The organism is Candidatus Protochlamydia phocaeensis, assembly GCF_001545115.1.
Taxonomy (GTDB): domain Bacteria; phylum Chlamydiota; class Chlamydiia; order Chlamydiales; family Parachlamydiaceae; genus Protochlamydia_A; species Protochlamydia_A phocaeensis.
In genome coordinates this window covers 1-2,298 of record NZ_FCNU01000004.1, presented here as the reverse complement: position 1 = coordinate 2,298, position 2,298 = coordinate 1, and the positions used below count along the sequence as shown (strand labels likewise).

The window sequence follows — 2,298 nt, the reverse complement described above, 5'->3', positions numbered from 1 at the left end:
AATAAGTGTTCTATTAGTTGCCACTCCTCATCCGATAAATCGCTAGAATATTTCTTTCTCATTCAAAATCCTCTCATGAATCCTCATAAAGGATAATTGAAAATAAGGTTTTTTAACAGGCTCTAAGGCTTTGTTTTGAATTCTTATTCAAATGAGATTCGTGAAGCTGGCTATACTCCTTTCTTTTGGAATGGATACTCTCTAACCTTGTTACCAATAGTGGAAAAAACAGATATTTATTTATCAAAAATGATGCTTAGTAACTCAGGTCTTATCGTTATTCCTTTTAAAAATAAAACTTATGTGTGGGAAAACCATAATCATTTTGGTAAGCATATTTTACCAGAAATAGATGAACATAAGTATAATCGAGAAGTTTGGATTGAAAATTTCAAAGCTATTGCAGCGAATGATCAAGGCGATATTATTGGGCTTGCATTAAAAAATGAAAATGAAATGGAATTTATTAATAATGAAAGTAGCTTTGCTTTATGGAGAGTAGATCAAATACTAACATTTTTACCTGATTTATTGGATCATAAAAATGATAATTTAAATTTTGATCGTATGACAAATCTTGGATGGTACGTTGATATTAACAATAAAGGACAAATACTTTGTCATGGCTTCTTTGGGTCAGCTTTGCGAAAAAGTGTTTGTTTGCTTAATCCCACCCAAGATAACAGTCTTTTGAGGTAACTTATAAATCGGCTCTTTGAATAATTTCTCTCTCAAGATATTCTTCAAAAAGTCGATTAGATCCTCTTATTAATTGAAAATTTTTTTGGAAGCTCTTTTAGCTGATAATTCTACAGCTTTTTTATTTAATGATGAAAGCACATCGTTGGAAAAGCGGAGCAAAGTAATTAAGGTCTACAAAGCGAATTTATTTGAGTAGACAGTTCTTATGTAAAAGTCCAACGATTTGTTGGATAATTTAAATCTCTATTTTTCTATAAATATAATTTTTGTAGTTTTCCCATTGAAAATCCTATATTGCTTTACCTAAAATTTAATATGAAAACCCAATGAAATTTAATGGGCGTTTTTGTTAAAGTAAAATTTAGGAGATCTTATGAAGAAATCAAACTGCCTTTATGCCATTCAAACTCTTCTGAAACAGCCTTCATTTACAGCAAATGAAGCTAAAATATTTGGGGTTTTTCCTGCTCATTTAGCCTACTACATAAAAAAGGGTCAAGTTAGACGACTTGGCCGAGGGATTTATCAAGGTACTAATTTCAAGTATCCCATTGACTATTTTCAATGGGAAGATCTTATCGAAGCTGTAAACTCTGTCCCTGGAGGTGTGGTATGTCTAATTTCTGCGTTAGCACTTTATGACATTACTGAGCAAATTGCTCGACAATTTTGGATTGCCGTTCCTCATGGTACATCAATTAAGGAACGCAAGCTTACTAAGATCATACGATTTCGAAATATGGAACTAGGAAAAACTACACTTGATCTTGGCGGCATTCAAATTCCCATATTTGATCGAGAACGAACTGTCATCGATTCTTTTAGATTACTGAGTCGTGAGACTGCTATCAAAGCACTTAAAGTGGCTCTTGCTAAAAAAGGAAAAGAGCGACTTGATCTCAAAAAACTTCAAGTATATGCAAAAAAACTTAGATATAATATTCAACCTTATCTGATGACAGCAACGACATGAACAAACAAGCTTTAATATACTGTGTGCATAAGATTGCGAAAGAAGCTGAAATCTCATTCAATGAATGTTGGAAACAATTACTTCTTGAGCGTTTTTTGGTAAGGTTATCTCTTTCGGAATACTCAGATAAATTCATTTTTAAAGGAGGATTCCTTCTTTCCTACATGATGGAAATAGGACGTGAAACTATAGATCTGGATTTTTTAATTACAAAGATGAATGCTAGTGAAAAAGAGATAGAAGATGCAGTTCAAAAAATAGCTTCTATAGCATTAGAAGATGGATTTTCTTTTTTATATAAGGCTATAGAGCTTTTAGAACAGCCTCATATGGATTATCCGGGATATAGAGTGACCTTTCAAGCCACCTTTAGTAATATGAAAGATAAAATTCAAATTGATGTGGGTATAGGCGATATTGTAAAGCCCGTTGAGCAAGATTTTCATTTTTTTGGTAGTTCTAAACATGTAATGCTAAATTGTAATAACAGATAAAATATTTGATCATTCCAATATGATTAGCTAGTTTTTTAGAGAAAGATAAAGTTTTTCTTACAAGCCTTGCGACTCTTTGTCTAAGAGTACAATTAAATCTTTCAATATAACTTGTTTTGCCAGATTCTT

Annotated in this window: 4 protein-coding genes; 3 read left to right on the top strand and 1 reads right to left on the bottom strand. The window is 31.9% G+C overall.

Annotation, left to right across the window (positions count from 1 at the left end):
• Window positions 1-135: 135 nt before the first annotated feature.
• The 3 genes from BN3769_RS00840 to BN3769_RS00830 all read left to right on the top strand — a co-directional run bounded on the left by BN3769_RS00840 (window position 136) and on the right by BN3769_RS00830 (window position 2,169).
• The gene (locus BN3769_RS00840; protein WP_068466610.1) at window positions 136-699 is read left to right on the top strand and encodes a hypothetical protein; all 564 of its coding nucleotides are present in this window, start codon (window positions 136-138) and stop codon (window positions 697-699) included.
• A 376-nt stretch (window positions 700-1,075) separates the two neighbouring features.
• Window positions 1,076-1,675: a type IV toxin-antitoxin system AbiEi family antitoxin domain-containing protein gene (locus BN3769_RS00835; protein ID WP_068466607.1), complete on the top strand. Its 600-nt coding sequence runs from the start codon at window positions 1,076-1,078 to the stop codon at window positions 1,673-1,675.
• The gene (locus BN3769_RS00830; RefSeq protein ID WP_068466606.1) at window positions 1,672-2,169 is read left to right on the top strand and encodes a nucleotidyl transferase AbiEii/AbiGii toxin family protein; all 498 of its coding nucleotides are present in this window, start codon (window positions 1,672-1,674) and stop codon (window positions 2,167-2,169) included. Before BN3769_RS00835 ends, BN3769_RS00830 begins: the two co-directional genes overlap by 4 nt.
• Here the strand turns inward: BN3769_RS00830 and BN3769_RS14305 are convergent.
• A partial coding sequence (locus BN3769_RS14305; protein ID WP_228840581.1) for an IS1 family transposase occupies window positions 2,135-2,298 on the bottom strand: 164 nt, incomplete at its 5' end. The two genes, BN3769_RS00830 and BN3769_RS14305, sit on opposite strands and share 35 nt — an antisense overlap.

What these genes read in the sequence shown, in the direction of transcription:
- BN3769_RS00835 (WP_068466607.1), top strand. Translation starts at nt 1,076, where the DNA reads ATGAAGAAATCAAACTGCCTTTATGCCATTCAAACTCTTCTGAAACAG.
- BN3769_RS00830 (WP_068466606.1), top strand. Translation starts at nt 1,672, where the DNA reads ATGAACAAACAAGCTTTAATATACTGTGTGCATAAGATTGCGAAAGAA.